Here is a 23,442-nt window from a genome sequence, read left to right on the forward strand (position 1 = left end):
CGCAAACGGCGCTGTCAAACGCAACCCCCGAAGTTGTTGAGCCAGCGCGCCAGTGATTGAGCCAGAGGGGTTGGGCCAGTGGGAAGTGCCGTCTTTTGCGTCAGCCTTCGAGCCTCTTGCTCATGTAGACCGTCATGCCGTTCATGAACGGCTCCTCCCGATCAATCGTATAGCCGTGCCTTTTGTACAGCGATACATTGGCCTCAAAAGCGCCATTGGTCAGCAGGCGAAGCTCGCGGCGACCGGCTTCGATCGCCTTGCGCTCGGCCTGCTCCAGCAACAACCGACCGATCCCCCTGCCCTGCGCCTGCGGTGCCACGCAGACATTCTCGATCCAGAGGTGATCGTCGGCCAGCATGGTTTCGATCATCCCGACAATGCGGCCGTCCGCGACGGCGAGCTCAAACGGATGCTCGGCAACGGCCTTCTCGTAGTCGGCGCGCATCGGCAGCGGCTCGCGGCCGATCACCGGCACCCATTTGTCATAGGCGGCGCGCACAATGTCCCTGATCGCGGCGGCATCCGCCTGCCCGGCTGGCCGAAGATTTACGACAACGCCGTTTGCCATTGAAAAAGCTCCAGCCACGTGAAAAAAGCCGCCGACCGCTACCGCATCGGTCAGAAAATCGGAACTGATTTCTGGAAATCACCATGCTTCCATGAGGATGCATGTCCATGAGAACGTCGAGACATGAACCGACGGGCAACGATCCATGACGACGCGTGGCGTCCGTGGCATCCGACGGAACTGAGGCGCCGGCTCGGCGCCATATCGAGGCCCTGGTGCATCGTTGGAGGCTGGGCTCTCGACCTCTGGCACGGAAGCCAGACCCGCGACCACGAAGACCTCGAATTCACCATCCTGCGCGAGGATTTTGAGACCTTTCGCGGTGTTCTGAAAGTCATGCGATTCCACACCGTCGCAAGCGGGATCATCGAGCATCTGCCGGCGCGCAAGGAGCCGCCGGCAGCGATTTCACAGATATGGTGCGAGGATATTCAGGAACGCTGCTGGCGGGTGGATATGATGATCGAGCCGGGAACGCCGGAACGGTGGGTCTACAAGCGAGATCCCGCCATTGCCCGGCCGCGTGCCGAGATGGTCGCGGTCACACCGGACGGCCTGCCCTATCTGAAACCGGCGGCTGTCCTGCTGTTCAAGGCCAAATACAGGCGCGACAAGGACGAGCTCGATTTCGCCAATGCCTTGCCCAAGCTGATGCCACCGGAACGGGCTTGGTTAAAGGCCTGCCTTGCGACAACCCATCCCGGTCACGAATGGGCCAAGCTGCTATAGCGCGGCACCATGGCTTTAGTATTCCTGCGCCGTTGGCCGGAACAGGATTTCGTTGATGTCGACCTCTTCAGGCTGGCTCATGGCGAACACCACGGCCCGGGCGAAGGAATCGGCGGGTATGGCGACACGGTCATAGAGAGCGCGCACGCCCACAGCGACATCGGGCTCGGTGACGCTGTCCGGCAATTCGGTTGCCACAGCGCCCGGCGAGATGATGGTGGTGCGGATGTTGTAAGGCTTCACCTCCTGGCGCAGGCCTTCCGAGATGATGCGCACCGCATGCTTAGTCGCGGCATAGACGGCGCCACCCGGCCCCACCTTGTGGCCGGCCACCGACGAGACGTTGATGATGTGACCGCTCTTCTGGGTCTTCATGTGCGGCAGCGCGGCTGCGATACCATAGAGCACGCCCTTGATGTTGACGTCGATCATGCGGTCCCAATCCTCGACCTTGCCGCGCTCCAGCGGCGAGTGCGGCATCAGCCCGGCATTGTTGATGATGACGTCGACACGACCATGCGTCTTGACCGCATGGTCGACGAGACGCCGGACCTGGCCGACATCGGTCACGTCGGTCTGCACGATGGCATCCTTGCCGAGCGAAAGCTCGCCGGCCAGCGCCTGCAGCCGGTCGAGACGGCGCGCGCCGAGCACCAGCTTGGCGCCTTCCTTGGCGAGAAGCCGCGCGGCGGCTTCTCCCAGCCCGCTGCTGGCGCCGGTGATGACGACGACCTTGTCCTTGATGTTGTCGGTCATGGATTTTCCTTTTCCGCCGCTTAACGGCCGACCCGCGCCTGCAGATGCCCCGGATAGCGGTCACCCTGCACGGTGATGGCGGACACGGTACTTTCGATATCGCGCAGATCATCAGCGCTGAGTACGACACTGGCCGCGCCGATATTCTCCTTCAGGCGTTCCAGCTTGGTGGTCCCGGGGATCGGCACGATCCATGGCTTCTGCGCAAGCAGCCAGGCCAGCGCGATCTGGGCCGATGTCGCCTGCTTGGCCGTTGCGATGGTGCCGAGCACATCGACCAGCGTCTGGTTGGCCTTGCGCGCCTCGGGCGAGAAGCGCGGCACGATGTTGCGGAAGTCGTTGCTGGCGAAAGTGGTGGTCTCGCTGATGGCGCCGGTCAGGAACCCTTTGCCCAGCGGGCTGAACGGCACGAAGCCGATGCCTAGCTCTTCCAGGGTCGGCAGGATTTCCCTCTCGGGCTCGCGCCACCACAGCGAGTATTCGCTCTGCAGAGCCGCCACAGGCTGCACTGCATGCGCTCGGCGGATGGTCGGCGCGCCGGCTTCCGACAGGCCGAAATGCCCGACCTTGCCCTCGGCGATCAGCAGCTTCACAGCACCCGCGACATCCTCGATCGGCACGTTGGGATCGACGCGGTGCTGGTAGAGCAGGTCGATGTGGTCGGTCCTGAGACGCTTCAGCGCCAACTCGGCAACCGCGCGGATATTTTCGGGCCGGCTGTCCATGCCGCTCGACACCTCGCCGCCGGCAAAGCCGAATTTGGTCGCGATGACCACATGATCGCGGACCGGCGCCAGCGCCTCGCCCAGCAACTCCTCATTGACGAAGGGACCATAGGCCTCCGCCGTATCGAAGAAGGTGACGCCGCTGTCGACGGCGGCGCGAATAAGGTCGATGGCCTGCGTCTTGTCCGTCGCTGGACCGTAGCCATAGCTCAGCCCCATGCAGCCGAGGCCGATGGCTGAGACTTCGAGCCCGTTTGTTCCAAGTGTGCGTTTTTGCATTCTCGTGTTCCCTTGTTCAGGCTTGGTACTGCGCGTCGCTGACGTGCTCCATCCAGTCGACCGCCTTGCCGTCGAGCGCCTCCTGGATGGCGATGTGGGTCATGGCGGTGGTGGGTGCCGCGCCATGCCAATGCTTCTCGCCCGGCTCGAAGCGAACCACGTCGCCGGGCCGGATCTCCTCGATGGGCCCGCCCTCACGCTGCACGCGGCCGCAACCGGCGGTGACGATCAGCAACTGGCCGAGCGGATGGGTGTGCCATGCGGTGCGGGCGCCCGGCTCGAAGGTGACGGTGTTGCCGGCCGCACGGGCCGGTGCGATGGCTTGAAACAGCGGGTCGATGCGCACCGTGCCGGTGAACCAGTCGCCCGGCCCCTTGCCCGAAGGCTGCGAGCCGCTTCGCTTGATGTCCATGGTTTTCATCCCTTCTTCCACCGGGCAATTCACGGCCCGCCGATTTTCAGGGCTGCCTGATTTAGGTGCCCGATTGTGATGCCTCCTATTTAGGGCCTGCGATTGGCCGCGATTAGCTGCTATATCTGGCATGTACTTATGAGAAGGGCTCATGAATGCCTCGGGACAACCTGAATGAGCTGACCGCTTTCCTCGCCGTGGCGCGCGAAGGGAGCTTCACCAGGGCGGCGGCGAAGCTCGGCGTTTCGCAATCCGCGCTCAGCCACACGGTTCGTGCGCTGGAGGAGCGGCTTGGCTTGCGACTTCTGACCCGCACCACGCGCAGCGTGTCGCCCACGGAAGCCGGCGAGCGCCTGCTGCGCACCGTCGGGCCAAGGCTCGACGAGATCGAAACCGAGCTGACCGCGCTCAGCGCATTGCGCGAAAAGCCCGCCGGTACCATCCGCATCACCGCCGGCGAACACGCCGCCGACGCGATCCTGTGGCCGGCGATCGCCGGGCTGCTGCCGGACTATCCGGACATCAGGATAGAGATCATCGTCGACTACGGCCTGACCGACATCGTCGCCGAGCGCTATGATGCCGGCGTGCGGCTGGGTGAACAGGTGGCCCGCGACATGATCGCGGTGCGCATCGGGCCGGACATGCGCATGGCGGTGGTGGGATCGCCGGCCTATTTCGCCAGGCGGCCAAAGCCACGCGCGCCGCAGGACCTGACCGACCACAATTGCATCAATCTGCGCCTGCCGACCTATGGCGGGCTCTATGCCTGGGAATTCGAAAAGGCGGGACGCGAACTCAAGGTGCGCGTCGAAGGCCAGCTGGTGTTCAACACGGCGGCGTTGCGGATGAATGCCGTGCTTGCCGGATTGGGTCTCGCCTATCTGCCCGAAGACCAGGTGCGCACTCACCTTGCCGGCGGCGAACTGGTGCGGGTGCTCGCAGACTGGTGCACACCCTTCCCCGGCTACCATCTCTACTACCCCAGCCGCCGCCAGGCGACGCCCGCCTTCTCGCTGCTGGTCGACGCCTTGCGCTACCGGGGCTAAAGCGTCTGGACTGTGTTCGCGGTCGTTCTATCTTCCTGCCGTATCTGACGAAACTCGGAGCATTGCCGTGACCGAAACCGACCTCTATCGAGGCTACATCGACTGCCTCAACAACCAGGATTGGCAGCGACTGCATCGCTTCGTCCATGACGAGGTGCATTACAATGGCGACCGGGTCGGGCTATCGGGTTACCGCAAGATGCTGGAGCGTGATTTTTCCGAGATTCCGGATCTCTATTTCGACATCCAGCTGCTGATCTCCGAGCCGCCTTTCATAGCCAGCCGCCTCCAGTTCAACTGCACACCGAAGGGAACCTTCTTCGGCCTCCCCATCAACGGCAGGAGAGTCTCCTTCAGCGAGAATGTCTTCTATGAATTTCTCGACGACAGGATCAGGCACGTCTGGGCGGTGATCGACAAGGCGGCCATCGAAGCTCAGCTTTAATCTGCATCAGTCGTCAGCCCGATGCTCCGGAATGCGTGACGCTCGGCCACGCCGCCAGCAATTCCCTTGTGTAGGCTTCCCGAGGCGACTTAAACAGCGCCCCCACCTCGCCGCCCTCAACCACCTTGCCCGCGCGCATGACGACGGCGTTTTCGGCGATAAGCCGCACGATCGCCAGATTGTGGCTGATGACGACCAGCGTGATCTTGTCGGACCGCCTGATGTCCTGCAGCAAGTTGAGCAGATCCCCCTGCACGGAGACGTCGAGGCCGGCGGTGGGTTCATCAGCGATCAGGATCGACGGCTTCATCAGCAGTGCCCGGGCGATCGCCACGCGCCGCGCCTGTCCGCCGCTGATCTCGTGCGGATATTTGTCGATGACGCTCTGTGGCAGGCCGAGCCGGTTCAGGATGACGCGCAGCCGCTCATGCATCGCCGCATGCGGTTCCCGCAACACCGTGCCGACCTCGTTCATCAGCGTGCGGATGCGACTGCGCGGCGACAGCGAGGCGGCGGGGTCCTGGAAGATCGGCTGGATGAAGCTGGCGCGCTGTTTTAGCGCCGCGCGACTATGCACCAGCGGATTGCCGAGGATGCGGATCTCGCCTTGGTCGAGCTTCTGCAGGCCGAGCACGGCGCGCATCAGTGTCGTCTTGCCGGAGCCGGATTCGCCGACAATGCCAAAGCACGTGCCTTGCGGGATGGATAGCGAGACGCCATCGAGCGCGGCGGTCTCGCCGAAGCGCAGTTGCGCATTGCTGATCGAGATGGCATCGGTCATGGCGTCGCCAGCCGAAGACAGCGGGCGCTGTGCCCAGCGTCATTGCCGACCGGATAGTCACCGGGATTGACGGCCGCGCAGTCGTCGAACGAGACATCGCAGCGTCCGTTGAAGATGCAGCCGGGCGGCCGCTGGCGCGGGTCCGGCAGGTCGCCGGCAATCACCGTGAAGCGGTTTTCGCTGGCGTCGGCATTCCTCTCGCGATCGATCGGCACCTCGCAGTCGAACAGCATGCGCGTATAGGGATGGCCGGGCCGGCGCTGAACCTCTTTCACCGTGCCGCTTTCCAGTTTCTCGCCAGCATAGAGCACGGAAATTGCGTCGCAATATTCGGTGACCAGCCCGAGGCTGTGCGTGATCAACAGCACGGCGCAACCGATGCGGTCGCGCAGGCCGATGATCTCGCGCATGATCTGCGCCTCGACAGTGACATCGAGCGCGGTCGTCGGCTCGTCGGCGATCAGCAGCGCCGGTTCGGACAAGAGCGCCATGGCGATCACCACGCGCTGGCGCATGCCGCCGGACAGTTCGTGCGGATACTGGTTCATGCGCCGTTGCGGGTTGCTGAGCTTGACCTTGGCGAGCGCGTCCTGCGCCATCTCGACCCTGGTCTTGCGATCGCTGCCGGGCGAACGCCGACGCAGCACTTCGCAAAGCTGCGTACCGACAGTGAACACCGGATTGAGCGACAGCATCGGATCCTGAAAGATCATCGCCATGCCGCGACCGCGCAAGGCAGCCGTCGCGTTGCGCTTGGTCAGGTCGAAACTCCTGCCGTCGATGGTCGCCGTGCCCGAGGCGACCCTGGCATTGTTGGCAAGCAGGCCCATCAGCGCGAAGGCGACGGTCGACTTGCCGCTGCCGGACTCGCCGACCAGGCCGAGCATTTCTCCCTTCTTTATATCCAGCGACACATCACGCAATGCATGGGCGGTGCCCTGTGGCAGGCTGTAGTCGACCGACAAATCGCGCAGCGAAATCGCCATTAGCGTGCCCCTGTCGATTTAGGATCGATAACGCGCCGCAGCGCTTCACCGAGCAAGGTAGCGCCGAGCGTGGCGATGGCTAGCACAAGGGCGGCGGCGACGGTTGGCCACCAGGACTGGTTGATGGAGATGAAGCCGTCCTTGATCAGCGTGCCCAGCGAGGATTTCGGCGGCTGCACGCCAAAGCCAAGAAAGGAGAGCGAGGCCTCGAAGGCGATCACCACTGGCAGGTTCATGCTGGCCAGCACGATGATCGGGCCGGCCACATTGGGCAGATAGTGCCGGAACACGATGGTGGCAGGATGCACGGCGAGCATGCGCTCGGCCTCGATGAAGCTCAGATTGCGCAGTGTTTGCGCGCGGGCCCGCGCCATGCGGCCGAATTGCGGGATGAAGACGACGGTGACCAGAAGCACGAAGGTGGCCGAGCCCTTGCCGTAGAGCGCGATCAGCGCGAAGGCGAGGATCAGCGGCGGGAAGGCGTTGACGATATCGAAGACCGCCGTCACCGCCCGATCGACCCAGCCGCCGGCAATGCCAGCGACAATGCCTATCAGCGAACCGATGATCGACGAGATGACGACGATCATCACCGCAAGCGTCAGCGCGTAGCGCGTGCCGACCGAGGTGCGCGCCAACAGGTCGCGGCCGAGATTGTCGGTGCCGAGCAGATGCGCCAGCCCGGGGGCCGCGAAGCGGGCCTTGATGTCGATCGCGTTCGGGTCGGGGCTGATCAGCGGCCCAACCAGCGCGAACACCAGGATGAGACACGTGAAGGCGAGGCCAAGCCGGCCGTCACGTTCCGCAGATGCGTTTGAGCGTCGCGACCAGCCCGCTCATCCGCGGCCCGCCGCGATGCGGGGATCAAGCAGCGCGTTGATCATGTCGACCACGAGATTGGCGACGATGTAGAAGGCGACGATGAACACGACGCAGGCCTGCACCACCGGATAGTTGCGCTGCGCGATCGAGTTGAAGATCAGGCTGCCGATGCCGGAACGGGCGAAGATGATCTCGACGACCACCGAGCTGCCGATAAGATCGCCAAGACCGATGCCGAGGATCGACACGACCGGCACCAGCGCGAGCTTCAGCGCGTAGAGGCCGACGATGCGATATTCGGATACGCCATAGGCGCGCAGCGTGCGCACATGCAGTTCGGCCAGCGTGTCGAGGAGTGCCGCGCGCACAAGCCGCGAGATGTAGCCGACCCACCCCAGTGCCAGCGCCACGCTGGGCAGGATCAAATGCTGCAGCCGGTCCATGACGTCGCCGGGGTCGCCCGCACCAGCCACCGGCAGCCAGTGCAGGCCGATGGCGAAGATCAGGAACAGGATGACCGACACCACCAGCGTTGGAGTGGTGATGAAGGAGATCGAGAGCAGCGCCAGGCCGCTGTCGAGCCATGAGCCCTGCCTCAGCGCCGCGATGACGCCGATCGGAATGCCCACCAACAGCGCCAGCGTCAGCGCGCTGAAGGCCAGTGCCAGCGTGTTGGGAATGACATCGAGCACGATGTCGAGGATCGGACGGTGCGAGACGACGTCCTCGCCGAAATTGCCGGTCACGGCGCGGCTGGCGAAAAGCCAGAGCTGCTCGAGCATGCCGCGGTCGAGGCCCATGTCATGGATGATCTGGGCGCGCAGTTCCGGCGTCGCCCTCGGCCCCAGCATCACCGAGGCGAAGTCCCCTGGCACCAGGCGCACCATCAGGAAGAGCAGCAGCGTGGCGCCGGCGATGGTCAGCACCATCGACGCCAGACGGCTCGCGATGAAAGTGGCGGTCCGTCGCGCTCTGGTCATGAACGCAGCAAGTCCGGTTCGTCGAGGTTGGTCAATGGCTTCAACCTGTGTTTGAGATCGGCCAGTAGGAGACGTTAGCGCTGCCCCTCACCTGCCTCATCCTCTCCCCGTATAGTGACGGGGAGAGGGGCGCTGTCATCGATGATTTCGCCAATCGCGCGGCGTTGCGGCCAGCTTCTCTCTCCCCGTTTACGGGAGAAATGTCCGGCAGGACAGTGAGGGGCGGCGCCGACGTTCAGCAAGAACGCACTCAAACCGGAGCGTCCGCCCCTTCCCGCTCACGCCTTGTCAAAAAACTCGAACTGCCAGTCCTTGCCATTGGGCAGGAACATCGGCTTCAGCCAGGCCGCGTCGACGAAGAAGTTGCGGCCATGCGTGATCCAGATGCAGGAGGCCGATTCATCGAGCAGCTTCTGCATCTTGACATAGATCTCCTCGCGCTTGGCCTTGTCCAGCGTCTCCAGCCCCTCCTGATGGAGCTTGTCGAATTCGGGGCTGTTCCAGCGCTGCCAGTTCCACAGGCCGATCTGGCTGGCGAGGAACCACTGCGTCTGAAAGCTTGGGTCGAACTTGGAGGTGTAGGGAATGAGCGTCAGCTCGAGATCCTTGCTGGCGTCGCCGGCGCCGAGAGCCCAGTAGGCGCCGGAATCCATGGCATTGATGGTGAGCGTGATGCCGATTTCGGCGAGGTTGGCCTGGGCGATCTGCGCCACAGCCAACGAGGTCGCGTCGTTCATGCAGGTGAAGGTGAAGGTCAGCCCGGTCTTGCCGGTCTCGGCCAGCAGCGCCTGGCCTTGGCGATATCCCTGGTGTAGAGCGGCGCATCGGCCCAGTTGCCGAGCAGGCCGGGCGCCAGCAGCGTCTTGGCGCGCGAGGTGGCGCCGGAATAGGCGCCCTGGATGATCGCGTCGACATCGATCGCCCAGCGGATGGCCTGGCGCACCTTGATATCAGCGAGATCGCCCTTCACCACATTGATGCCGATCCAGGTGTAGTCGATGCCGGGAATATCGATCACCTTAGTGTCCGGCAGGCCCTTGGCCGTGGCGAGCTGGTCGGCGTCGAAAGCGGTGAAGTCGAGCTCTTTCGCCTGATAGGACAGGAAGGCGGTCTTGTGCTCGGGAATGATCTTGCCGGTGATCTCTTCGAAATGCGCCTTGTACGGACCCTTGTAGTCGGGGTTGGCCGCAAGCACGAACTGCTCCTTCGGCCGCCATTCCTTGAGCACCATCGGGCCGGAGCCGACCAGCGTCGTGGCGATCTTGTCGCCCAGCTGCTCGGCGGCTTTCTTTGAAAGGATCGCACCCGACGCATCGCAGATGCCGATCAGCCACAGTGCGGCCGAGGGATGCTTGAGGACCAGCTTGCCGGTGTATTTGCCGGTGACCTCGACCGATTTCAGCGCTTCCAGATCGTCGGCATAGGCAAGCTTCTTGCCGTTCTTGTCACCGTTGATGTAGCGGTCATAAGTGAACTTGACGTCGTCGGCGGTCATCTCGCCAAAGCCGCCGGTGAACATCTGGCCGGGGTTGAGCTCGAAATCGAACTCGGTGTCGGAAATCTGCTTGATCTCCTTGGCCGCGTCGTTGGTCCAACTGGTCTTGCCCGGCTCGAAGCGCACCAGGGTCTGGCAGACCGCACGGATGATGTTGCCTTCTGTGGTGCCGACGCGATTGCCCGGATCAAGATTGCCGATGTCGGCGTCGAGGGCGATGATCGGGTTGGTTCTGGCTCCCGCCGCCATCGCGAAGCGGGTGTAGGGCAGGATCGCCAGGGCCGACGAGCCGGCCAGGAAAGTTCTACGGTCGAGTTTCATGCGCATTTTCTTGTTCCCCTTTTTTGTTGGTTACATGCAATCGCGTGGAATGACCTCGTCATAATTTCGCTCGGCGAAGATCGCTCCCCGCTCGTAAGCCTTGACCCAGCCGCGAGCATAGAAATTGTCGCGGTCGCAGCTGAAGGTGATTTCGCAGTCGACCCGCGCGTTCCAGTCGGGACGCGTCAGTTCCTCATGGCAGGTCACTGTCGTGGCGCAACTCGCCGGATCGTTGTCTGATATCCCGTAGATCTTGCGGCGCCAGGAAGTGATTTCGGTGCCGGTTTCCTCGAAGACGAAACGGCCATCATCGGACAGTGCCGTCAGTTCGGTGCGTTCGGTCGGCAGGTCGGTCGTCAGCGAGCGCAGCTGGCGCGCCGGCTCCTTGACCGTCACCGGGCGGGGCTCGGCCCACAGCGCTTCCTCGAACGCGACGGACGCAAGGCCCTCCTCGCTGGCCAGGACGGACAGGTCGAGCCGGCAACCCCTGGGGTCGAAGGTCAGCATGGTCCGCTCCGGCGACGGCCAGGCCATCGGCCAGTAGGATGAGGAGATTGCCACCCGCAGCCTGTGTCCCCTGGGAATGATCTGCGCCACCGGCTTGAAGTCCAGCTCGACATCCTCGAACTGGCCCGGCGTCAACGGTGTCGGGAATTCGTGGCTCTGGCGATGCGTCAGATTGAGCAGGGCGAAGGTGATAAAGGCGGAAGTGCCGTCTGGCGCCACATCGGTCAGCCTGACGCAGAGCTGCGCTTGCGGCTTGTCGGCGGCGACGCGCAACCTGATTTTCGAGATGCCGGCAAGCGGCAGGTCGGCATCCATCACCGCGCTGTCGAAACACAGCGAGCCGCCATCATCGGCGCGCTGGTCACGCGCGCCTTCAGCCGAGATGCGGCCTTGACCATAGGGGCACCATTCCTGTCCCTGCACGCCGGTGGTAAGTGGGGAAGAAATGGTCAGTTGCCCCGTCCGACTGGCTTCCTGCGTTTCGCTCAGTTTACCGTCGCCGTTCAACCAGTAGGCCTTGCCGCCGATCTGCTCTGCCGGCCATTGCGGAAAGCCCAGCCAGCGGCCCGGCCGGACATCGATATGCGAATGCGGCCTGGCGTAGTCCATTAGATAGAGGCGCATGTCCGGCTCGCTGTCGGCGCCGTTATCGATGCCCTTCAGCCAGCGATCGTACCAGCGGATGCATTCCTGCAGGTAGCCCATTGCAGGGCCGGGAACGCCATAGTTTGGTTCCTTGTGACCCCATGGACCGCAAATGCCCTTGGCTGGCCCCTTGAGATTCTTGACCAGGCTGAAGATCGTCTGCGTATAGCCGTCGAGATAGCCGCCGACCGCCAGCACCGCGCACTCGATGGCGGAAAAATCCTCGCACACCGAACCCTGCTTCCAGAACGCGTCGCGGCGCTGGTGCTTCAGCCATTCGGCGGCATGGTTCTTGTGGTCGTCGAGCCGGCCTTTCCACATTTGCCGCCAGCGATCCTCGCCGACGACGGCCGGGTCCGGCGGCAGCGCCGAATAGCCGAACAACGCCCCGCCCCAGCCGAAATTGTCGTTGATCACGAGGCCGCCATTGTAGTGCGCGTCGCAAGCATAGCGGTCGTCGGTCGAGCAGGACGTGACGATCGCCTTCAGTTGCGGCGGGCGACGGGCCGCGACCTGCAAGCCGGAAAAACCGCCCCAGCTGTTGCCGATCATGCCGGCCACGCCGGTGCACCACGGTTGCGAACACAGATGGTCGAGAATCTCCAGCGCATCGTCCTGCTCGCGCTTGACATATTCGTCATCGAGCAGGCCTTCGGAATCGCCGGTGCCTGCAATGTCGACGCGGGCTGAGGCATAGCCATGGCCGGCAAAGAAGAGATGCATCTCCTCGTCGCCCGTGCGCGTGCCGTCGCGGCGGCGATACGGTATGTATTCGAGGATCACCGGAACGGGATTTTTCTCGGCGTCATCGGGCAAGAACAGGCGAGCGGCCAGCTTGCGGCCATCGGCAAGCGGAATCCAGTGGGTTTCGACTGTTCTGACCCCGGAAATGACGACGCTGGGCATGTGAACTCCGGCTTGGATTGAATGACGATATGATATATTGAATGGCCAATCAATATACAAACGAGAAGGCATTGCAATGGCGAAACGATCAATCAAGGCGATGCGCCGTGACGAGCTGGTCGACGCCGCGATTGCCGTCGTCGGCGAGGAAGGCATGTCCGGCGCCACCATGGCTGTCATCGCGCGCCGCGCCGGCATGTCGGCCGGACTGGTCAACCATTATTTCGACAGCAAGGAAGAGCTGCTGGCGCTGGCCATGCGCAATCTGTCGAACCTGTTTCGCCAGGATATTCTCAAGCTGGCGCCCGCTAACCCAACGCCGGCGCAGCGGCTGAAGGCGATCGTCGACGGCTCCTTCGCGCCTCAGCATCTGGGATCGCCCAAGCGCGCCGTGACCTGGATGCAGTTCATGATCGCGGCGCAGACCGAGCCACGCATCAAGCATCTCTACCACCTGACCGGTGCGCGCTTCGTCTCCAACATCCGCTACGCCGTCAAGCAACTGGTTCCGGCCAATGAGGTCGACGATGTCGTCGACGGCATCGCCGCGCTGATAGACGGCTTCTTCTGGCAGAACGCAGGGGAATATGTTGAGGAAGACCTGGAACGGGCGCGGCGAATCTGCTGGCGCTACATCTGCCTGCTGATCCCCGGCATTGAGGCGTAGGGATCGACGCCGTCAGACCAGCCCAGCGGGCTTCTTCATCCCCACCTCGCGCTCCAGATGCACCCAGGTGGCATCCTCGAAGGCTTGCGGCCATTCAATATTCCATCGGGCGGCCATTCCGCGGGCTCGCGGCAGGAAGGCGCTAGCGCAGGCGAGATGCGCCTCGATGATCGACCGCCGTGTCGGCGCCACCGGAGGAATGGTCGCCAGCAGGCCAAGCTGCTCCTGCGATAGCCGGCGGCTCCAGGCCAGCATGCCACCTTTGTCGACCCGTTCGACCTCTTCGCTCAACAGGTTGAACAGCATCATGCGCAGCAGTTCCACGCCTGCCACGCTCAGAAGATACTCCTTGCGGCCCGCCGCCACCGCAAGCAGGCCGAACACGCGGAAGAACTCGTTGATGAGATAGGCGACGTACCCCTTGTTGGGGCCGGGCCACGCAAGGCTGGCCGGCAAGGTGTCGTACAGGCCCCGCCTGTCGATCAGCGGCTTCAGCGAATCCCGGCTCCGTTTCTTCAGGGCGTCCACGTCGGCGCAGATGAGGTCGATACGCTGCCATTGGTCGGTTATGGCGTTGAACAGACGCTCGTCCTTGCCGGTCTCGTTCCAGAACACGATCGGGGCGATGGCTTCAAGACGCTGACGCCATGCCGCGTTGAACGCGGCCTGATCGTCAGGCGCGAGGATGGCGATCAGGTCTATGTCGCTGAAGCGATCGGCCTGCCCTTTTCCGAAGCTGCCGCCGAGAAACAGCGCCACGATGGTCGTGTCGCTCTCAAGGGACTGGCGGATGGTTTCGATAAATTGCTCTTGCCACACGATGCGGTCTCCAGCCTTGATGGCCCAGCCTATTTCGCAACGGCGGGACTTGGAAGCGTTTGAGAGTCATCAATTAATCGTCAAAACAGATCATTTCGACCATAACAATTCGTTGGAAGGATTGGTTTCGGAATGGTATTCTCCCTGTGTACTCGCCTGGAGAATTGCATTGTCTTCCGTATCCCACTTCGCGAACGATATTCCCAAAAGCCCGATTGCGGCCGAATTCGCCCAAGGTCGAAAGCGCCTCGATTCGATGTGGAACGGCATCATCCCCGGCATCGTGCTGGTGGCGATGATCACGGCCGTCGCCTTTTCGGCCCACAATGTCTCCGGCTTCGCCTTGTTCAGCCCGATGATCCTCGCCGTCGTTGCCGGCATGGTCTATTCAAACGTGCTCGGCATGCCCACTCACGCCAAGGCGGGAATCGCGTTTTCACAGCGCCGGCTGTTGCGCTTCGCCATCGTGCTGCTCGGCTTCCAGCTGACGCTCGGCCAAGTGGTGTCGATCGGCGCCAGCGGCGTCGGCATTGTGGCGCTGACCCTTGGCGCGACCTTCGTTTTCACCATCACGCTCGGCCGGCTGATCGGCGTCGACGCCAAGCTGGCGCAGCTGATTGCCGCCGGCACCTCGATCTGCGGCGCCTCGGCGATCGTCGCCACCAACATCGTCACCGATGCGCGCGATGAGGACGTCACCTACGCCGTCGCCTCGATCACCCTATTCGGCACCATTGCCATGCTCGGCTTCCCGCTGCTGGCGCCAGTACTCGGCCTCGACCAGCACGCTTTCGGCCTGTGGGCGGGCGCTTCGATCCATGAAGTGGCGCAGGTCGTCGGCGCCGGTTTCCAGAACGGCACCCAGTCTGGCGAGATCGCCACCATCGCCAAGCTCACCCGCGTCGCAATGCTGGCGCCGATGGTCGTCGCGCTCGGCCTGATAGCCCGCCGCAAGAGCAGCAGTGATCAGTCAGCGGCGCGACCGCCCATGCCGTGGTTCGTAGCCGCCTTCGTGGCCGTCGTGGCGCTGAACAGCCTCGTTGCCGTGCCTGCCGAGGTGAAGTCTGTAATGGCGCTTGCAACCACCATCATGCTGACCATGGGGCTGGCCGCCATGGGCCTGCAGGCCGACATTTCGCAACTGCGCTCGCGCGGCCTGCGCCCGCTGGCGCTCGCCTTCTCGGCCTTCCTGTTCATCGGCTGCTTCAGCCTGATGCTGGTGAAGTTCGCCTAGAACATATTGACATTCAGTCAGACCGGTATTGGCTGCCGCGGCAGGTTTCCCCGTTAAGAGACCGCCTATCGGACGGTTGCGATGCCGGCCAGAATGAGGTCGATGCCGGCAAGGAATTGCTCGCGGTCGTCGTGTTCGCGCAGCTTGGCCGCCACCTGATGCACGAAGGCGTGCTCCGCCGGCTGGAGCTCTGCCCACCGTGCGGCGACGCTGGCGAGGAACGCCGTACGATCCGTCCCGCCTGGGAGGACGCGGCGGGCGTTCGCCGCATTCTGCCCGGCGGCGCCAAGAATGTAGGTCACCAGCACGGACCAGGCGTCGAACCACGCGCGTTCGGGAACGCCGAGCGCCTGGATCCGAGCGCCAATGCCTTCGGAGATCCGCACCATCGCGGACTGCCACGGCTCTCGTGAAAGCTGGGCACCCACCCAGGGATGTGCGTCGATCGCGTCGAATACGCCCAGCGCAATGGAGCGGATCTCCTCGCGCGGCTCCGCGCCGCTGGCCACACCGGCCATGGCTCGGGTGATGACGTCGTCAGCCGCCGCCGCGAGCAGTTCGTTCTTGTCGGTGATATGCCAGTAGATCGCACCGGCCCCGGTTGCCAGGCGCGCCGCGAGCGCACGGAAGGTCAGGGCGCTCTCGCCATCGGTGTCAAGGATTTCGATCGCGGCTTCGACGATCCGCTCCTTTGAGAGCGCGTCCGTGCGCCGTTCAGTCCGCTGATTCTTCGTAGCCATGAGCACTATCTTGACATCTATGGAACATTGTTCCAATGCCTATTTATGGAACAACGTTCCAGGAGATTTTCAAGGAACACGGCAATGACACCAGTCACGATCATCGGCGCGGGTCTCGGCGGCCTCACCCTCGCACGTGTCCTCCACGTCCATGGCATTCCCACGACGATCTACGAAGCGGAACCTTCGGCCGAGGCCCGCACGCAGGGCGGGCAACTCGATATCCACGAGCATAACGGGCAGGTCGCGCTCGAAGCGGCCGGCCTCACCGACGCGTTCCGCGCGATCATCCACGAAGGCGGCGCGGCGTCACGCGTGCTCGACCGGCACGGCACGGTGCTGCTCGAGGAACCCGATGATGGCAACGGCGGACGCCCCGAAGTGCTTCGCGGCGACCTGCGGCGGGTTCTCATCGAATCCCTGCCCGCGCGGACGATCCGGTGGGGAAAGAAGTTGACCGACGTCGCGGCGCTTGGTGATGGCCGCCAAGAGCTGACATTCGCGGATGGGTCGAGCGTGCGCACCGAACTCCTCGTCGGCGCCGATGGCGCCTGGTCGAAGGTCCGGCCCTTGCTGTCGGATGCGAAGCCCGAATATGTCGGCGTGTCGTTCATCGAGACCTATCTGTACCATGCCGACGTGCGGCACGCCGCTGCGGCCAAAGCGGTCGGCGGCGGCGCGCTGTTCGCGCCCGCCCCAGGAAAAGGGATCTTCGCGCATCGCGAGGCGGGAGGCGTTCTTCACACCTACGCCCAACTGAAGCGGCCCGCCGAGTGGTTCGCCGGCATCGACTTCTCCGACGCCGCCGCGGCGAAGGCTCGGGTGGCGGCCGAGTTCGACGGCTGGGCGACGGCGCTCACCGCGCTGATCACCGACGGCGAAACCCCGCCCGTCCTGCGCACGATCAACGCACTGCCGGACAGCCACAGATGGGATCGCGTGCCGGCGTGACGCTGCTGGGTGATGCCGCGCATCTGGCGCGGCCGGCCGGCGAAGGCGCGAACCTGGCGATGTTTGATGGCGCCGAACTCGCAAAGGCGATCGCCGCGCATCCCCATGACATCGAAGCCGCACTCACCGTCTACGAGGCGGCGATGTTCCCGCGCAGCGAAGCGGAAGCCGCCGATGCGCACCAGATTCTGGATCTCTGCATCGGCGAGCGCGCACCGTTCGGTCTCATCGATTTCTTCACCAGCGCGTCCAAGGGAGAGAAAAAAGGAGCCGCGCGGCACTGATCCATCTTGCCCACCGCCAAGCGCTGCAAGCCGAGCGGCGGGCAGGAACGTCTCGCAATATGTCAACGAACGCCGCATCGCCGAGACCTGCCGCTTCCGACATCATCGCAGCCGAGATCGGCGACCCGGTATGCGACGATGGCGGGGCACGATCACGCGGCGAGATTCACACGCAATTGATCGATATGGCGACCGCAGCCTTCACCCGCGCGCTGAGGACCAATCAGTAGGCCGCCTGGCCCGCCGTCAAGACCCGGTTCAGTCCTCGAACGAACTGGCCGCGACATAGATCGCGGCGAGCTTCTCGATGCCGGCCTGGTCGACGCTGTCGAAACGGCCGGGCAGCGGGCTGTCGAGATCGAGCACGCCGAATGCGCCATCATTGTCCTGCAGGAGCACGACCAGTTCCGAGCGCGAAGCGGCATCGCAGGCGATGTGGCCGGGGAAATCATGCACATCCTTGATCAGCATCGACATGCCAAGTTCGACCGCCGTTCCGCACACGCCCTGGCCGACCGCGATGCGCACGCAGGCAGGCTTGCCCTGGAAGGGGCCGAGCACCATTTCCTCGTCGGATTGCAGGAAGTAGAAGCCGGCCCAGTTGAGGTCGGGCACCATCTGGAAGATCAGCGCGGCGGTGTTGGCGGCGTTGGCGATCGAGTCGCGCTCGCCGTCGAGCAGCGCCTTCAACTGGGTGGCGAGGTCGCGGTAGAACGCGGCCTTGTCTGACGTATCGATGGCCTTGGCCGCAAACATTATGCTTGTCTCCATATCGGGAATCGCGGTCTGCGTTCCTGCAGCCTGTCTGCACCAAACCACGGTTGGGACATAGTATCGTGAATTCCACGCATTGCGAAAGCCGCGCGATCAGAACTGAATTGTTCACAACGCCTATTTCCAGCGAACCGATACCGGCCGCCGAAATCGACGAGATGATCTGGCTGGAACCGGGCCTTGCCCGAGCGTTCAACCTCGCGCCGCTCAGGCTGGAAAGCGTGTTGCCGGTCCGCAAGGCCTTGCGACAGGCCCCCTGAGCGGACAGCCTCGCAAAAGGCCGCCTGCGCGATGCCAATCTTTCAAGGGCATTGCCGTCAAGAGCAAAGCCAGAGCTTCTGGCACGTCCGTGCAATCATATGGGGCGGCGGCACATGCGGTTCGCCTCCGGAGGGGCGACGCGCCCGTTCGAGCAACATGCGTACTTCCTCAGGACGCACGCGGTCGCGCGCCATCACCAACTGGATCATCGGGTCGCCCAGCAGCTCTTCCAGCGTGTTGATGGTCTCGTTCATCCGTTGCCTCCTCGAATACCGGCCCGCAACCGATAGATAGGGAGGCAATCATGGCCCGCCAATGACGCTTAGCCGGCGATCTCGTGTCCTCGCCAGGATTTTTCGGACACAAAGACGTGTCCGGCGGCGAGCATGCGCTAAGCCGGTGGCGGCGCGCCTTCATATTGCGGCAGGCCGTCGTCAAGTTTCACCCAGGCCTGCTTCGAGGCCGTGAAAATATGCATTTGCGGCTTGAAGAAAGAAGGATCGTCGAGCGAGCCGGAGGTGACCCCGACAATGCCGGCGGCCTCGCGCCGTGAAAACATCGTCGTGCCGCAGTGCGGACAATAGCCACGCTTGATGTCGGGCGATGAATTCACGGTTGCCAGTGGCCCTTCGATGGTCAGATCGTCGATGCGAAACAGCACGCGTGCGTTGAAGGCGGCGCCAATGGCCTTCTGACAAAGCCGGCAATGACAGACCCGTTCATTGATCGGCGCGGCATCAGCCGAATATCGCACCGCCCCGCACAGACACCCGCCCTGATATTTCGTCATCGCCCTGATCCATCGTTCTGAAAGATCGGGAAAGGTAGCCGCGGCAGCATTCCGGTCAATTGAAAAGCCTTGATGAATATCCATCGGCCATCGCGATGCGATCCGTCGCCGCGATTGGCCCAACGCTCGGCGACCTTTGACCATTCCCAGCCGGCCGCCCCGGAGACAGCCGGCGCTGGTCATTCGGCTTCGCTGACCACCTCGTCCCAGGTCTTCACCTTGGTCTCGCCATTGAGGAACGGTAGCGCGGCGGCCGTCAGTTCCGGCGCGAAGAAGACGTCGTAGTGGGTACGGTTGGGCAGGATCGCCAATCGGTTTTGCGACATGGTCTCGCGCATCCAGCCGGCGTCCTTCAGCCCGCCACCGAGCATCTGGTAGAACTTGATCTCGTGCTCGGGTTTGTACATGTCGCTGTCGCCATAGGCCAGCATGACAGGCATCTTCAGCTTGGCCACGTCGGCGGAGTAGTCGCGGTCCTGGCGCATGAAGTTGCCGAGCGCGTCGAGCAGTTTCGGGAAGTCCTCGGGATGCGGCGCCACCGCGACGTAGGATTTGTACATCGGCGTCTCCTTCATGAATGCGGCCGCGGCCGCGCTCACCTGCGCCTGCTGCGGGCGCATCTCGTCATAGAAGCCGTCCGAGGCGTAGCCGGTTGACACCAGGACGAGGCGGCGCACCGCCTCCGGGTGCTGTGCAGCCATGCGGAAGGCGACACCGCCGCCCAGCGAATAGCCCATGACGTCGACCTTGTCATAGCCGAGCGCCTTGATGATATCAGCCATATCGTCGCCTATCGCCTCCAGGGCAAATGGCCGGTCGCCGAGCGCGGTGCGGCCATGCCCTTGCAGGTCGACTCCGATGACGGTGCGGTTTTCGGCAAGCTTAGGCAGGATCGGCGCGAACATGTCGGTGGAGCCGAGGCCGCCGTGCAGCAGAAGAAGCGGCTCCCCCTTGCCGTAGATGGCGTAGTGATAATTCAGGCCATTGATCGGCAGCAGGCCGGATTTGGTTGGCTGTAGTGTGGTCATGGCAGTTTTGCCTCCTCGGCATTTGTGAAGTCGGCGCGGCCACGAGCCGCAGCCGAAGCTAGAATGGAAAAACGCGAGTCCGGGCGTATCAAAGGGTTTTGGCGACCGCCTCGAGCTGATCGGTGCACTGGCCCCAGCCTTGGTGAAAACCCATCTTCTCGTGCTGCTCCCGGTCCGCGACGCTCCAGTGCCGCACGCGAGCAATATAGCGGGTCTTGCCCTCGCCTTCGTCCTCGAAGGTCAGAACGCCGGTCATGAACGGCTTTTCGGAAGGCTCCCAGGTCTGGGTATAGGCGTCGGTGAAAACGATCTTCTTGCCGGGAATGACATCCAGGAAGACGCCCTGGTTTGGGAATTCATTGCCGTCGGGACCAGCCATGACGATGAGGCTCGAGCCGCCGGTGCGCACATCCAGTTCGGCGCGCGGTGTCGTCCATGGTTTTGGAGCGAACCATTGCGTCAAAAGCTTCGGCTCGGTCCAGCAGCGATAGACGTTCCCGCGCGGCGCATCGATGATGCGGGCGATAGCCAATTCGCGGTCGTTGGCTGGGGCGATGTCGAGCTTGGTGGTCATGATGGTCTCCTCACATACAAAGGCAGGTTCGATCTGATTTCCGTCCCAAGGACGAGCGGCGCGCGCGCAAGCCGACACGTCCCGCGAAAAAGATTCGACGAATGATCGGGATGCGCGACCGGATGCGAGGGTTCAGTGGCGCTTGGCTTGCACCAGATAGGCGTCGACCTCGGTCTCTCCGAGCCATTTTGCCGCTTCCAGGCGGTGCAAACCCTCGACCAGGACATGACGCTTGCCGTCATGGCGCACCTGGATCGGCGTCTTCATGCCGTTTTCCAGGATGTCCTCAGCCAGATGCCGGACCGTTTCGGGATGCAGCGTCTTCTTGCGCGCTGTCGGCACATAGATGTCGTCGACCTTGACCTTTTGGACTCTCAGCATGTCGACTCCCATGGCGGAAACGCCGCCCTCCCCTGAGATAGGCGGTTTACTGAAGGTGGCCAAGGGCACGGCTAGCGAATATGAGCCGAAGGCCGCTCCCGGTTGGAGATGCGGGGGTAGCAACCTGCTCCCGGCGGTTTGCCTGTTGTTGTGGATTTCGATATTGCGTGTCCGCGCTCACCTAGTGCGGGTATCCACGAAAGACTTCCATGAGCAAACCTCTCGTCACCTTCATCGGCGTAACGCATCCATGGATGTGCGACAGGATGGGCCACGTGAACGTGCGCCACTACGCGGCGATGTTTGACGATGCCAGTTTCCAGCTCCTCGGCCATATCGCCGGGCAAGACGACAACCAGGCGACGGAAGCTGGATGGGCCGATGTCCGCACGGAAATCGACTATCGGCATGAAACCAAGGCCGGCGCGCTTATCACCATCCATTCGCATGTCGTCAAAGTCGGCCGCACCTCCGTCACTTTCGAACAGGTTATGTCGGGGACGCTCGACGGCGTGGTCCATGCGGTGAGCAAGACGACGGGCGTGCGTTTCGATCTTAGCGCGCGTGCGTCAGTGCCTCTGGACGACGCCATGCGCGAGCGCGCGTCGGCACTGCTGATCGACCAAGCCTGATCAATTAGCCGGCAAATTTTCAAGCATTGTAGATGCGGTCGTCAAGCGGTGTCGCGGCAATGATCGCATGCAAGCCCGAGAGCAGCGCCTTCTCCGCGCGGTTCATCGTCTTGTCGGGGTTGACCAGCAGGAAGATGTCGATGGCCGGCGGCGCATCATAGGGCGGCAGCCGCCACAGCATGCCATCGGCCGCATCGCGCCGCGCTACATGCAGCGGCAGCGGTCCGATGCCGAGCCCAGCGACGATCATACGCCGCACTTCCTCCAGGCTCGATGACACGCCGACGACATCGGCATTGAGCCTGGCTTCGCTGCGAAGCAGCGCGACCGGCCGCAATGCATCCGAAATGTGATCGGTCTGGAAGGATACCGATGGCTCGCCCCTGAGATCCGCCAGCGTCAGCCCGGTTTGTCCGTAAAACCTATGATTCGGACCACAGAAGAAGCCGAAGAATTCGCGATAGACCATCGTGTACTCCAGCGCCGGATCGCGCTGGCTGACCAGGCAGATGCCGAAGGAGGCGCGGCGCTCCTTCACCTGCTTGGCAACCTCGGTGCTTGCCGCGACCGAAATGGTGATGCTGGCGCGCGGATAGTTGCTATGGAATTCCGACAGGGCCTGATCGAAGATCGGCGAGACTACATGGCTGGCCGTGGCGATGATGACATGGCCGGTGACCTCGTCGCTTATACCCCGCATCAGCAAAGGCAGCTGCGATATCGTGCCGAATACCTCGACGCTCTGCTCGTAGAGCAGCCGGCCGACCTCGGTGAGTTCGAAACGCGTCGCATCGCGCTCGACCAGCCGCCGGCCGACTCGGTCTTCCAGCCGCCGTAGCGCGTTGCTGACACTTGGCTGCTTGAGGTTGAGCCGCTCGGCGGCACGCGTAATGCTTTTCACTTCCGCGATGACGACGAATGTCCGCAGAAGGTTCCAGTCGAGATCCCAGACCAGCCGTTCGGGTCGCGCAACCATTCCCCAGATCTATGCTCCCTATTCCCATTATCTATTTGCGCAATGCTATCGCAAAGGCAATCATGAAATCAGGAGAGCGCCCCAACGCCTCCCAAGAACAAGACTTCGCGCTCCATCCAGAGGATCAAGAAATCATATGAACAGAGTATTTTCCGGCATCGCGGTTGCCGCCTTGCTGCTTGCGTCGACCTTCACGGCCGTTTCGGCGAAGGCTGATGACCTCGAGAAGATCAAGGCAGCGGGCGAGCTGAAGATTTCGATGAGTGGCCAGTACCCGCCCTTCAATTTCGTCAACGACCAGAACGAAGTCGTCGGCTTCGACGCCGATATCGGCAAGGCCATCGCCGAGCGCATCGGCGTCAAGGGAACCATCATCACCACGGCCTGGGACGGCATCATCGCCGGCCTGCTGGCCAAGAAATACGACACCGTCGTCGGCTCGATGACCATCACGCCCGAGCGTGAGAAGGTGGTCGACTTCGTCGGCCCTTACTATCACGCCGGCCGCGCGGTTTTCGTGAATGAAGCTTCCAAGGTGCAGAGCCTCGACGACCTCAAGGGCAAGACCCTTGGCGTGACGCTGGGCGAGACGCATGAGAAATGGGCGCGCCAACAGGGCGGCTGGGACGTCCGCACCTACAAGGGCCTGCCGGAACTATTGCTGGAGCTGCGGGCTGGCCGTGTCGACGCCATCGTCGTCGACAACATCCCGGTCATGATCGCTGTCAAGGAAACGGGTGAGAAGGTCCGCCAGCTCAGCACGCCGAACATCGAAGGCGGCAGCGTCGCCATCGGCATCGCCATCCGCAAGGACAATCCGGAGCTGAAAGCCGCCATGCAGAAGGCGCTGGACGGCATGCTGGCTGACGGAACCTACGAGAAAATCTCCAAGCAGTGGGTCGGCAGCGACATCCGCTAAACTCGT

28 protein-coding genes and 2 pseudogenes are annotated in these 23,442 nt (G+C 63.1%); 10 read left to right on the forward strand and 20 right to left on the reverse strand.

Features of this window, described 5'->3' with window-relative positions:
• Positions 1 to 100: 100 nt before the first annotated feature.
• Positions 101 to 568 carry a GNAT family N-acetyltransferase gene (locus LGH82_RS06990; RefSeq protein ID WP_227347829.1) on the reverse strand — a complete coding sequence of 156 codons (468 nt, stop codon included), beginning with the start codon at positions 566 to 568 and terminating at the stop codon, positions 101 to 103.
• Between the two features lie 123 nt (positions 569 to 691).
• Between LGH82_RS06990 and LGH82_RS06995 the strand changes: the two genes are divergently transcribed.
• Positions 692 to 1,297, forward strand: a complete 606-nt coding sequence (locus LGH82_RS06995; protein WP_227347830.1) for a nucleotidyltransferase domain-containing protein — start codon at positions 692 to 694, stop codon at positions 1,295 to 1,297.
• Positions 1,298 to 1,312: 15 nt separating this feature from the next.
• On the opposite strand, the gene LGH82_RS07000 is transcribed toward LGH82_RS06995, so the two are convergent.
• The 3 genes from LGH82_RS07000 to LGH82_RS07010 are packed head-to-tail and all read right to left on the reverse strand — an operon-like array spanning position 1,313 to position 3,469.
• Positions 1,313 to 2,053: an SDR family oxidoreductase gene (locus LGH82_RS07000; protein ID WP_227347831.1), complete on the reverse strand. Its 741-nt coding sequence runs from the start codon at positions 2,051 to 2,053 to the stop codon at positions 1,313 to 1,315.
• 20 nt (positions 2,054 to 2,073) lie between these two features.
• Positions 2,074 to 3,057 carry an aldo/keto reductase gene (locus tag LGH82_RS07005; RefSeq protein WP_227347832.1) on the reverse strand — a complete coding sequence of 328 codons (984 nt, stop codon included), beginning with the start codon at positions 3,055 to 3,057 and terminating at the stop codon, positions 2,074 to 2,076.
• A 16-nt stretch (positions 3,058 to 3,073) separates the two neighbouring features.
• Positions 3,074 to 3,469 (reverse strand): cupin domain-containing protein, encoded by a 396-nt coding sequence (locus LGH82_RS07010; RefSeq protein ID WP_227349510.1) that lies wholly within the window; start codon positions 3,467 to 3,469, stop codon positions 3,074 to 3,076.
• A 155-nt stretch (positions 3,470 to 3,624) separates the two neighbouring features.
• On the opposite strand from LGH82_RS07010, the gene LGH82_RS07015 reads away from it, so the two are divergent.
• Together LGH82_RS07015 and LGH82_RS07020 are read left to right on the forward strand one after the other, a co-directional pair.
• The gene (locus LGH82_RS07015; RefSeq protein ID WP_227347833.1) at positions 3,625 to 4,518 is read left to right on the forward strand and encodes a LysR family transcriptional regulator; all 894 of its coding nucleotides are present in this window, start codon (positions 3,625 to 3,627) and stop codon (positions 4,516 to 4,518) included.
• A gap of 67 nt (positions 4,519 to 4,585) precedes the next feature.
• On the forward strand, positions 4,586 to 4,963 hold the full coding sequence (locus LGH82_RS07020) for an ester cyclase (RefSeq protein ID WP_227347834.1): 378 nt from the start codon (positions 4,586 to 4,588) through the stop codon (positions 4,961 to 4,963).
• Between the two features lie 13 nt (positions 4,964 to 4,976).
• On the opposite strand, the gene LGH82_RS07025 is transcribed toward LGH82_RS07020, so the two are convergent.
• The 7 genes from LGH82_RS07025 to LGH82_RS07055 all read right to left on the reverse strand — a co-directional run bounded on the left by LGH82_RS07025 (position 4,977) and on the right by LGH82_RS07055 (position 12,406).
• Positions 4,977 to 5,744 (reverse strand): ABC transporter ATP-binding protein, encoded by a 768-nt coding sequence (locus LGH82_RS07025; RefSeq protein WP_227347835.1) that lies wholly within the window; start codon positions 5,742 to 5,744, stop codon positions 4,977 to 4,979.
• Entirely contained in the window at positions 5,741 to 6,730 is a 990-nt protein-coding gene (locus LGH82_RS07030; RefSeq protein WP_227347836.1) for an ABC transporter ATP-binding protein, read from the reverse strand. The genes LGH82_RS07025 and LGH82_RS07030 overlap by 4 nt, the downstream gene beginning before the upstream one ends.
• Positions 6,730 to 7,488, reverse strand: coding sequence for an ABC transporter permease (locus tag LGH82_RS07035; RefSeq protein ID WP_227347837.1), 759 nt, complete (start codon positions 7,486 to 7,488; stop codon positions 6,730 to 6,732). Before LGH82_RS07035 ends, LGH82_RS07030 begins: the two co-directional genes overlap by 1 nt.
• A 78-nt stretch (positions 7,489 to 7,566) precedes the next feature.
• Positions 7,567 to 8,532, reverse strand: coding sequence for an ABC transporter permease (locus tag LGH82_RS07040; RefSeq protein WP_227347838.1), 966 nt, complete (start codon positions 8,530 to 8,532; stop codon positions 7,567 to 7,569).
• Between the two features lie 278 nt (positions 8,533 to 8,810).
• Positions 8,811 to 9,269 (reverse strand): hypothetical protein, encoded by a 459-nt coding sequence (locus LGH82_RS07045; protein WP_227347839.1) that lies wholly within the window; start codon positions 9,267 to 9,269, stop codon positions 8,811 to 8,813.
• A 17-nt stretch (positions 9,270 to 9,286) separates the two neighbouring features.
• A complete protein-coding gene (locus LGH82_RS07050) occupies positions 9,287 to 10,348 on the reverse strand; it encodes an ABC transporter substrate-binding protein (RefSeq protein ID WP_227347840.1) in 1,062 nt (353 codons plus the stop codon).
• Positions 10,349 to 10,378: 30 nt separating this feature from the next.
• Positions 10,379 to 12,406: a CocE/NonD family hydrolase gene (locus tag LGH82_RS07055; protein WP_227347841.1), complete on the reverse strand. Its 2,028-nt coding sequence runs from the start codon at positions 12,404 to 12,406 to the stop codon at positions 10,379 to 10,381.
• Between the two features lie 76 nt (positions 12,407 to 12,482).
• Here LGH82_RS07055 and betI point away from each other — a divergent pair, with 76 nt between their 5' ends.
• A complete protein-coding gene (betI, locus tag LGH82_RS07060; RefSeq protein ID WP_227347842.1) occupies positions 12,483 to 13,073 on the forward strand; it encodes a transcriptional regulator BetI in 591 nt (196 codons plus the stop codon).
• A gap of 12 nt (positions 13,074 to 13,085) precedes the next feature.
• On the opposite strand, the gene LGH82_RS07065 is transcribed toward betI, so the two are convergent.
• Entirely contained in the window at positions 13,086 to 13,892 is an 807-nt protein-coding gene (locus LGH82_RS07065; RefSeq protein ID WP_227347843.1) for an aminoglycoside 6-adenylyltransferase, read from the reverse strand.
• Positions 13,893 to 14,061: 169 nt separating this feature from the next.
• On the opposite strand from LGH82_RS07065, the gene LGH82_RS07070 reads away from it, so the two are divergent.
• On the forward strand, positions 14,062 to 15,126 hold the full coding sequence (locus LGH82_RS07070) for a YeiH family protein (protein WP_227347844.1): 1,065 nt from the start codon (positions 14,062 to 14,064) through the stop codon (positions 15,124 to 15,126).
• A gap of 65 nt (positions 15,127 to 15,191) precedes the next feature.
• Here the strand turns inward: LGH82_RS07070 and LGH82_RS07075 are convergent, their stop codons facing one another.
• Positions 15,192 to 15,866: a TetR/AcrR family transcriptional regulator gene (locus tag LGH82_RS07075; protein ID WP_227347845.1), complete on the reverse strand. Its 675-nt coding sequence runs from the start codon at positions 15,864 to 15,866 to the stop codon at positions 15,192 to 15,194.
• 84 nt (positions 15,867 to 15,950) lie between these two features.
• On the opposite strand from LGH82_RS07075, the pseudogene LGH82_RS07080 reads away from it, so the two are divergent.
• Positions 15,951 to 17,101: pseudogene (locus LGH82_RS07080) on the forward strand (FAD-dependent oxidoreductase).
• Positions 17,102 to 17,160: 59 nt separating this feature from the next.
• Positions 17,161 to 17,331, forward strand: coding sequence for a hypothetical protein (locus LGH82_RS07085; RefSeq protein ID WP_227347846.1), 171 nt, complete (start codon positions 17,161 to 17,163; stop codon positions 17,329 to 17,331).
• A gap of 28 nt (positions 17,332 to 17,359) precedes the next feature.
• Here the strand turns inward: LGH82_RS07085 and LGH82_RS07090 are convergent, their stop codons facing one another.
• On the reverse strand, positions 17,360 to 17,857 hold the full coding sequence (locus LGH82_RS07090) for a GAF domain-containing protein (RefSeq protein WP_227347847.1): 498 nt from the start codon (positions 17,855 to 17,857) through the stop codon (positions 17,360 to 17,362).
• Positions 17,858 to 17,937: 80 nt separating this feature from the next.
• Between LGH82_RS07090 and LGH82_RS07095 the strand changes: the two genes are divergently transcribed.
• Positions 17,938 to 18,135 (forward strand): hypothetical protein, encoded by a 198-nt coding sequence (locus LGH82_RS07095; RefSeq protein ID WP_227347848.1) that lies wholly within the window; start codon positions 17,938 to 17,940, stop codon positions 18,133 to 18,135.
• A 57-nt stretch (positions 18,136 to 18,192) separates the two neighbouring features.
• Here LGH82_RS07095 and LGH82_RS07100 read toward each other — a convergent pair whose 3' ends face one another.
• The 5 genes and pseudogenes from LGH82_RS07100 to LGH82_RS07120 all read right to left on the reverse strand — a co-directional run bounded on the left by LGH82_RS07100 (position 18,193) and on the right by LGH82_RS07120 (position 20,909).
• Complete coding sequence (locus LGH82_RS07100) at positions 18,193 to 18,390, reverse strand: hypothetical protein (protein ID WP_227347849.1); 198 nt, start codon at positions 18,388 to 18,390, stop codon at positions 18,193 to 18,195.
• A 137-nt stretch (positions 18,391 to 18,527) separates the two neighbouring features.
• Positions 18,528 to 18,926 (reverse strand): GFA family protein, encoded by a 399-nt coding sequence (locus tag LGH82_RS07105; protein ID WP_227347850.1) that lies wholly within the window; start codon positions 18,924 to 18,926, stop codon positions 18,528 to 18,530.
• 179 nt (positions 18,927 to 19,105) lie between these two features.
• Positions 19,106 to 20,043: pseudogene (locus LGH82_RS07110) on the reverse strand (alpha/beta fold hydrolase).
• Positions 20,043 to 20,528, reverse strand: coding sequence for an SRPBCC family protein (locus tag LGH82_RS07115; RefSeq protein WP_227347851.1), 486 nt, complete (start codon positions 20,526 to 20,528; stop codon positions 20,043 to 20,045). Before LGH82_RS07115 ends, LGH82_RS07110 begins: the two are co-directional and overlap by 1 nt.
• Before the next feature lie 132 nt (positions 20,529 to 20,660).
• The gene (locus tag LGH82_RS07120) at positions 20,661 to 20,909 is read right to left on the reverse strand and encodes a ParB N-terminal domain-containing protein (protein ID WP_227347852.1); all 249 of its coding nucleotides are present in this window, start codon (positions 20,907 to 20,909) and stop codon (positions 20,661 to 20,663) included.
• Between the two features lie 209 nt (positions 20,910 to 21,118).
• Here LGH82_RS07120 and LGH82_RS07125 point away from each other — a divergent pair, with 209 nt between their 5' ends.
• Positions 21,119 to 21,541, forward strand: coding sequence for an acyl-CoA thioesterase (locus tag LGH82_RS07125; protein ID WP_227347853.1), 423 nt, complete (start codon positions 21,119 to 21,121; stop codon positions 21,539 to 21,541).
• 19 nt (positions 21,542 to 21,560) lie between these two features.
• On the opposite strand, the gene LGH82_RS07130 is transcribed toward LGH82_RS07125, so the two are convergent.
• Positions 21,561 to 22,517 carry a LysR family transcriptional regulator gene (locus LGH82_RS07130; protein WP_227347854.1) on the reverse strand — a complete coding sequence of 319 codons (957 nt, stop codon included), beginning with the start codon at positions 22,515 to 22,517 and terminating at the stop codon, positions 21,561 to 21,563.
• A gap of 136 nt (positions 22,518 to 22,653) precedes the next feature.
• Between LGH82_RS07130 and LGH82_RS07135 the strand changes: the two genes are divergently transcribed.
• Positions 22,654 to 23,436: an ABC transporter substrate-binding protein gene (locus tag LGH82_RS07135; RefSeq protein ID WP_227347855.1), complete on the forward strand. Its 783-nt coding sequence runs from the start codon at positions 22,654 to 22,656 to the stop codon at positions 23,434 to 23,436.
• The last annotated feature ends 6 nt before the right edge of the window (positions 23,437 to 23,442 follow it).

This window comes from Mesorhizobium sp. PAMC28654 (assembly GCF_020616515.1).
GTDB lineage: Bacteria > Pseudomonadota > Alphaproteobacteria > Rhizobiales > Rhizobiaceae > Mesorhizobium.

What these genes read in the sequence shown, in the direction of transcription:
- LGH82_RS06990 (WP_227347829.1), bottom strand. Translation starts at nt 568, where the DNA reads ATGGCAAACGGCGTTGTCGTAAATCTTCGGCCAGCCGGGCAGGCGGAT.
- LGH82_RS06995 (WP_227347830.1), top strand. Translation starts at nt 692, where the DNA reads ATGAACCGACGGGCAACGATCCATGACGACGCGTGGCGTCCGTGGCAT.
- LGH82_RS07000 (WP_227347831.1), bottom strand. Translation starts at nt 2,053, where the DNA reads ATGACCGACAACATCAAGGACAAGGTCGTCGTCATCACCGGCGCCAGC.
- LGH82_RS07005 (WP_227347832.1), bottom strand. Translation starts at nt 3,057, where the DNA reads ATGCAAAAACGCACACTTGGAACAAACGGGCTCGAAGTCTCAGCCATC.
- LGH82_RS07010 (WP_227349510.1), bottom strand. Translation starts at nt 3,469, where the DNA reads ATGGACATCAAGCGAAGCGGCTCGCAGCCTTCGGGCAAGGGGCCGGGC.
- LGH82_RS07015 (WP_227347833.1), top strand. Translation starts at nt 3,625, where the DNA reads ATGCCTCGGGACAACCTGAATGAGCTGACCGCTTTCCTCGCCGTGGCG.
- LGH82_RS07025 (WP_227347835.1), bottom strand. Translation starts at nt 5,744, where the DNA reads ATGACCGATGCCATCTCGATCAGCAATGCGCAACTGCGCTTCGGCGAG.
- LGH82_RS07030 (WP_227347836.1), bottom strand. Translation starts at nt 6,730, where the DNA reads ATGGCGATTTCGCTGCGCGATTTGTCGGTCGACTACAGCCTGCCACAG.
- LGH82_RS07040 (WP_227347838.1), bottom strand. Translation starts at nt 8,532, where the DNA reads ATGACCAGAGCGCGACGGACCGCCACTTTCATCGCGAGCCGTCTGGCG.
- LGH82_RS07045 (WP_227347839.1), bottom strand. Translation starts at nt 9,269, where the DNA reads ATGAACGACGCGACCTCGTTGGCTGTGGCGCAGATCGCCCAGGCCAAC.
- LGH82_RS07050 (WP_227347840.1), bottom strand. Translation starts at nt 10,348, where the DNA reads ATGAAACTCGACCGTAGAACTTTCCTGGCCGGCTCGTCGGCCCTGGCG.
- LGH82_RS07055 (WP_227347841.1), bottom strand. Translation starts at nt 12,406, where the DNA reads ATGCCCAGCGTCGTCATTTCCGGGGTCAGAACAGTCGAAACCCACTGG.
- betI (WP_227347842.1), top strand. Translation starts at nt 12,483, where the DNA reads ATGGCGAAACGATCAATCAAGGCGATGCGCCGTGACGAGCTGGTCGAC.
- LGH82_RS07075 (WP_227347845.1), bottom strand. Translation starts at nt 15,866, where the DNA reads ATGGCTACGAAGAATCAGCGGACTGAACGGCGCACGGACGCGCTCTCA.
- LGH82_RS07085 (WP_227347846.1), top strand. Translation starts at nt 17,161, where the DNA reads ATGTCAACGAACGCCGCATCGCCGAGACCTGCCGCTTCCGACATCATC.
- LGH82_RS07090 (WP_227347847.1), bottom strand. Translation starts at nt 17,857, where the DNA reads ATGTTTGCGGCCAAGGCCATCGATACGTCAGACAAGGCCGCGTTCTAC.
- LGH82_RS07100 (WP_227347849.1), bottom strand. Translation starts at nt 18,390, where the DNA reads ATGAACGAGACCATCAACACGCTGGAAGAGCTGCTGGGCGACCCGATG.
- LGH82_RS07105 (WP_227347850.1), bottom strand. Translation starts at nt 18,926, where the DNA reads ATGACGAAATATCAGGGCGGGTGTCTGTGCGGGGCGGTGCGATATTCG.
- LGH82_RS07115 (WP_227347851.1), bottom strand. Translation starts at nt 20,528, where the DNA reads ATGACCACCAAGCTCGACATCGCCCCAGCCAACGACCGCGAATTGGCT.
- LGH82_RS07120 (WP_227347852.1), bottom strand. Translation starts at nt 20,909, where the DNA reads ATGCTGAGAGTCCAAAAGGTCAAGGTCGACGACATCTATGTGCCGACA.
- LGH82_RS07125 (WP_227347853.1), top strand. Translation starts at nt 21,119, where the DNA reads ATGAGCAAACCTCTCGTCACCTTCATCGGCGTAACGCATCCATGGATG.
- LGH82_RS07130 (WP_227347854.1), bottom strand. Translation starts at nt 22,517, where the DNA reads ATGGTTGCGCGACCCGAACGGCTGGTCTGGGATCTCGACTGGAACCTT.
- LGH82_RS07135 (WP_227347855.1), top strand. Translation starts at nt 22,654, where the DNA reads ATGAACAGAGTATTTTCCGGCATCGCGGTTGCCGCCTTGCTGCTTGCG.